The following is a 4,944-nucleotide window of genomic DNA, read 5'->3' as shown; positions in this document are numbered from 1 at the left end:
GGGCGCGGCGGGCGCGGCAGGCGCTGGCGCGGCAGGCACTGCGGCCGCGGCAGGCGCCGACGCCGACACATCCGTCGACTGCGCGGCATCCGTCTGGATCACCAGGATCGGCGTGCCGACGTTGACGGTGTTGCCCTCGTCGACGAGCAGCTCGGAGACGACGCCCTCGAATGCGCTCGGCAGCTCGACGAGCGATTTCGCCGTCTCGATCTCGACGAACACCTGGTCGAGCGCGATCCGGTCGCCGGGGGCGACGCGCCATTGCACGATCTCGGCCTCGGTGAGTCCTTCACCGACGTCGGGCAGCGGGAATCGGATCTCGCTCATCTCACGCCTCTCTCAGGTCGCGGCCGAAGCCGCGGGTCAGTATGCCAGTGCGCGGTCGACGGCCTCGAGCACCCGGTCGGGGCTCGGCAGGTACTCGCTCTCGAGGGCGGCCGGGGGGAATGGGGTGTCGAAGCTCGAGACGCGCAGCACGGGTGCCTCGAGGGAGTAGAACGCCCGCTCGGCGACGGTGGCGGCGACCTCGGAGCCGATGCTCACGTTGCCGTAGGCCTCTTGCGCGACGATGAGTCGCCCGGTGCGATGCACCGAGTCGAGCAGCGGGCCGTAGTCGATGGGGGAGAGTGAGCGAAGGTCGACGACCTCGAGGCTCCGGCCCTCTTCGGCGGCGATGTCGGCGGCCTGCAGCAGGGTGGCGACCATCGCGCCGTGTCCGACGACCGTGACATCCGTGCCCTCGCGCACGATGCGGCTCGCGTGCAGCGGCAGGCCTGCGTGCGCCTGGTCGACGGGGCCCTTCGGCCAGTACCGGCTCTTCGGCTCGAAGAACAGCACGGGGTCGTTCGAGGCGATCGCCTCCTGGATCATCCAGTACGCGTCGTGCGGATTCGACGGGCTCACCACGCGCAGGCCCGGCGTATGGGCGAAGTACGCCTCGGGGCTCTCCTGGTGGTGCTCGATCGAGCCGATGTGGCCGCCGTAGGGCACCCGGATCACGATGGGCATCGACGCGCTGCCGTTGTGGCGCACCGTGACGCGTGCGAGCTGCGTGGTGATCTGGTCGAAGGCGGGGAAGATGAAGCCGTCGAACTGGATCTCGATGACGGGCCGATAGCCGCGCATCGCGAGGCCGATCGCGGTGCCGACGATGCCCGATTCCGCGAGCGGGGTGTCGAGCACGCGCTTGTCGCCGAACTCCGCCTGGAGCCCCTCGGTCACGCGGAACACGCCACCGAGCGGGCCGATGTCCTCGCCCATGAGCAGCACCTTGTCGTCGGCGCGCATCGCTTCGCGGAGGCCGGCGGTGATCGCCTTCGCGAGCGAGAGCGTCTGCACGCCCGGCACTCCCCGTTCGGTCGAGGGTGCAGCGGATGCCACTGCGGCGGTGTCGGTCGACGCAGCATCGGTCGCCGTGGTCTCGCTCGCCGCGTACTGCGTCTCGAGACCCTCGGCGGACCCCTGTGTGGCATCCGTCACCCGGAGCTCCTCTTCGGTTCGTGCGTTCATGCCGACGACCCGCCCTCGAAGCTCGACTCGTAGGCTTCGAGCCACGCGGACTGCTCGGTCATGAGCGGATGCGGCTCGCTGTACACGTGCTTGAAGATTACCTCGCGGGTCGGCGCGACGAGGTCGAGCGCCCGGCGGCGCAAGTCGGCGGCGACATCGGCGGCTTCGGTGTCGACGTCGTCGAAGAAGGCGGCGGATGCCCCGCGGCCCTCGAGCCACGTGCGATACCTCGTGATCGGGTCTCGCCGGGCCCAGTACTCGACCTCGTCGTCGGTGCGGTACTTCGTGGGGTCGTCGGCGGTGGTGTGCGCGCCCATGCGGTAGGTCTCGGCCTCGATGAGGCTCGGGCCCTCGCCCGCGCGCGCCTCCTCGAGGGACTGGCGGGTCACGGCATAGCTCACAAGCACGTCGTTGCCGTCGATGCGCACGCCCGGCATGCCGAAGCCGCCGCCCCGGAGCGAGAGGGGACTGCGCGACTGCCGCGAGACCGGCACGGAGATCGCCCACTGGTTGTTCTGGATGAAGAAGACCTGCGGCGTCTGATAGCTCGCCGCGAACACGAGCGCCTCGCTCGCGTCGCCTTGCGAGGAGGCGCCGTCGCCGTAGTAGACGAGCACGGCGGCATCCGTCTCTGGGTCGCCCGTGGCCGTGGCGCCGTCGAACTGCAGGCCCATCGCGTAACCCGTCGCGTGCAGGGTCTGCGAGGCCAGCACGAGCGTGTAGAGGTGGAAGTTGCCGTTCTCGGCCGGGTTCCAGCCGCCGAGCGTCGCGCCCCTGAGCAGCGCCAGGATGTTGACGGGGTCGAGCCCGCGGATGATGCCGACGATGTGCTCGCGGTACGAGGGGAACAAGTGGTCTTGCGGGCGGGCCGCGTGCGCCGATCCGACCTGCGCGGCCTCCTGCCCGTGGCTCGGCACCCAGAGGGCGAGCTGGCCCTGCCGCTGCAGGTTCGCGCCGGCGATGTCGATGCGCCGGGAGATCGCCATGTCGCGGTAGAACCGCTCGAGCATGGTGTCGTCGAGTGCCTCGACGAGGGGGAGGTAGGCCTCGGCCTCGGGCGTCGGCCGCAGCTCGCCGTCAGGGGTCAGGAGCTGGACCGTCGGTGCGGTGAAGTCTCTTTCTCGGGCAGACACCGTTCCACGCTACAGCTATGAAGGGAGCTGTTCTTGTAAAGCCGGCACAAGCTCGCCGAGAATCCTGAGGAGGATGTCTCCAGATTCCTCCTCGCCGATCGAGATCCGGATTCCCTCGGGCGGGAAGGCGCGCGTGACGAGACCGGCCTCGAACAGCCGATCGGCGACCTCGGCGGTCGCGGCTCCCGTGGGCAGCCAGACGAAGTTGCCGTGGGGCTCGGGCACCGGCCAGCCCTGCGCGAGGAGCGCCTCGTACAGGCGCCCCCGACGCACGGTGATGGCCTCGACGCGCTCGAGGAGCTCGGCTTCGGCGGCAGGCTCGAGCGATGCGAGGGCGCCGGCGGTGGACGCCGCCGTGACGCCGAGCGGGATCGCGGTGGATCGCGCGGCGTCGAGGATGCCGACCGGACCGATCGCGTAGCCGACACGGAGGCCCGCGAGACCGTAGGCCTTCGAGAAGGTGCGCAGCACCACGAGGTTCGGGTATCGGCCGATGAGCGAGCGCCCGTCGACCGATGCCTCGTCGCGCACGAACTCGATGTACGCCTCGTCGAGCAGCACGAGCAGGTCGGCGGGCACGGCGGCCATGAAGGCGTCGAACTCCGCCGCCGTGACGATGGTGCCCGTGGGATTGTTCGGCGAGCAGACGATGGCGACGCGAGTGCGATCCGTGATCGCCGCGGCCATCGCCTCGAGGTCGTGGCGGTGGTCGGGCTGGTTCGGCACGGTCACGCTCGTGGCGCCGGCGACGGCGACGAGCCCCGGGTAGGCCTCGAACGAGCGCCAGGAGTAGACCACCTCGTCACCGGGCGCGGCGGCGGCCACGATGAACTGGGCGAGGAGGGAGACGGATCCGGCGCCCACGAGCACTTCGTCGGCGCTCACGCCGAATCGCGCGGCGAGCGCCTCGCGCAGGGGGAGGGCCGAGGCATCCGGATACCGATTGACCTGCTTCGCCGACGTGGAGATCGCCTCGACGACGGAGGGCAGCGGATCGAAGGGGTTCTCGTTGCTCGAGAGCTTGAACCCGTCGGCGGGCGCGGGACGGCCCTGGCGGTACGGCGGAAGGGCTGCGATCTCGGGGCGAAGGCGGACGCCTGCCCCTGTGGGCTCCGGTGCGGTCACGGATTCCACCGTACCCCTTCGCACTGCCGCGGCGTTCTGCCAGAGTTGAGCCATGCGGTTCATCGTCAAGGTCATCGTCGTCGCATTCGCCCTGTGGCTCACGACGTTCATCGTCGCGGGCGTGAACGTGGTGCCCTATGAGGACACCACCATCGCCACGGTGCTCACCTACCTGCTGATCGCGCTCATCTTCGGGCTCGTCAATGCCATCGTGGGCACGTTCATCAGGGTCATCGCATTCCCGCTCTACGTGCTCACGCTCGGCCTCATCTCCTTCATCGTGAACGGCCTGCTGCTCCTGCTCGTCGCGTGGATCAGCGACCTCATGGGCTTCGGGCTCGTCATCGAGGGCTTCTGGTGGGGCGTGCTCGGCGCGCTCGTGATGGGCATCATCAGCTGGCTCATCGGCCTCATCGTTCGGCCGTCGTCGTCGTCGAGCGACTGAGGTCGCGGCTGGCCACCCACTCGGTCGAACGGCCTTCGCCGCCACCGGTGATGTCGGCGAGGAGCGCGCGGAACGCGGTGAGCCGCTCCTCTTCGGACTCGTCGACGAGTGCTGCGGTCTCGCGATAGCGAGAGAGCTCGTGCGCGGGCAGCAGCGAGGAGTACTCGACGTTCGCCTCGAGCACGCTGCGTGAGACGATCGTGCGCTGGTCGGACGGATGCCCCGCGCCGCCGACCGCCGGAACGAGATCCTCCTCGTGCTCGATCGAGAGCATCCGCACGTCCTCGCGCAGCTCGGCCGAGGCGACCGGACTGCCGAGGCTCAGGACACCCACCGTGTTGAGCTCGGGATCGCCGGCGAGGCTCGCCGCGATGACGCCGCCACCCGAATGGCCGACCGCGAGCAGCGGTTCACCCGGCGCGACGCCCGCATCGGCCATCGCCTGGCGCACCGCCCGCTCGCCGGCGCCCGAGTCGGCACCGGCGAACCGGAGATCGTCGAGCGCTGAGTCGTCGGCGATGCCGTGCACATTCGAGGTCATGTCGAACGGCTGCTCGCCGGCGACGAGGCCGACCTCGATCGTGCCGCTGATGTAGACGATCCAGCGGGCATCGCCCGGCGAACCGTAGCGCTCGATGCGGATCTGTGCGTCGCCGCTCGCGGGCACGCGCTCCGCGAGGTCGGCGACGCCGCTCGGCGCCGCCACCGAGCGGCCGGGGTCGGGCGGGCCTG

The 4,944-nt window shown here is 70.1% G+C and carries 5 protein-coding genes and 1 pseudogene; 1 reads left to right on the top strand and 5 read right to left on the bottom strand.

Features of this window, described 5'->3' with window-relative positions; all coding sequences use genetic code 11:
- From ESP51_RS20190 to ESP51_RS20175, 4 genes are all read right to left on the bottom strand, one after another.
- A partial coding sequence (locus ESP51_RS20190; protein WP_338420357.1) for a biotin/lipoyl-containing protein occupies nt 1–327 on the bottom strand: 327 nt, incomplete at its 3' end.
- Between the two features lie 36 nt (nt 328–363).
- Complete coding sequence (locus ESP51_RS20185; RefSeq protein WP_277871105.1) at nt 364–1,347, bottom strand: alpha-ketoacid dehydrogenase subunit beta; 984 nt, start codon at nt 1,345–1,347, stop codon at nt 364–366.
- A 158-nt stretch (nt 1,348–1,505) separates the two neighbouring features.
- Nucleotides 1,506–2,642: a thiamine pyrophosphate-dependent dehydrogenase E1 component subunit alpha gene (locus tag ESP51_RS20180; RefSeq protein WP_129522652.1), complete on the bottom strand. Its 1,137-nt coding sequence runs from the start codon at nt 2,640–2,642 to the stop codon at nt 1,506–1,508.
- A gap of 15 nt (nt 2,643–2,657) precedes the next feature.
- Nucleotides 2,658–3,767, bottom strand: a complete 1,110-nt coding sequence (locus ESP51_RS20175) for a histidinol-phosphate transaminase (protein WP_241843284.1) — start codon at nt 3,765–3,767, stop codon at nt 2,658–2,660.
- Between the two features lie 52 nt (nt 3,768–3,819).
- On the opposite strand from ESP51_RS20175, the gene ESP51_RS20170 reads away from it, so the two are divergent.
- Nucleotides 3,820–4,212, top strand: coding sequence for a phage holin family protein (locus ESP51_RS20170; RefSeq protein ID WP_129522650.1), 393 nt, complete (start codon nt 3,820–3,822; stop codon nt 4,210–4,212).
- Here ESP51_RS20170 and ESP51_RS20780 read toward each other — a convergent pair.
- A pseudogene (locus ESP51_RS20780) lies at nt 4,178–4,944 on the bottom strand (hypothetical protein); the annotation flags it as partial. The gene ESP51_RS20170 and the pseudogene ESP51_RS20780 sit on opposite strands and share 35 nt — an antisense overlap.

Origin of the sequence: Agromyces albus, from assembly GCF_004134825.1 — a bacterium.
GTDB classification, from domain to species: Bacteria; Actinomycetota; Actinomycetes; order Actinomycetales; family Microbacteriaceae; genus Agromyces; species Agromyces albus.
Note: the sequence above shows the minus strand (reverse complement) of the source record. Positions and strands in the feature narration are given on the sequence as shown.

What these genes read in the sequence shown, in the direction of transcription:
- ESP51_RS20170 (WP_129522650.1), top strand. Translation starts at nt 3,820, where the DNA reads ATGCGGTTCATCGTCAAGGTCATCGTCGTCGCATTCGCCCTGTGGCTC.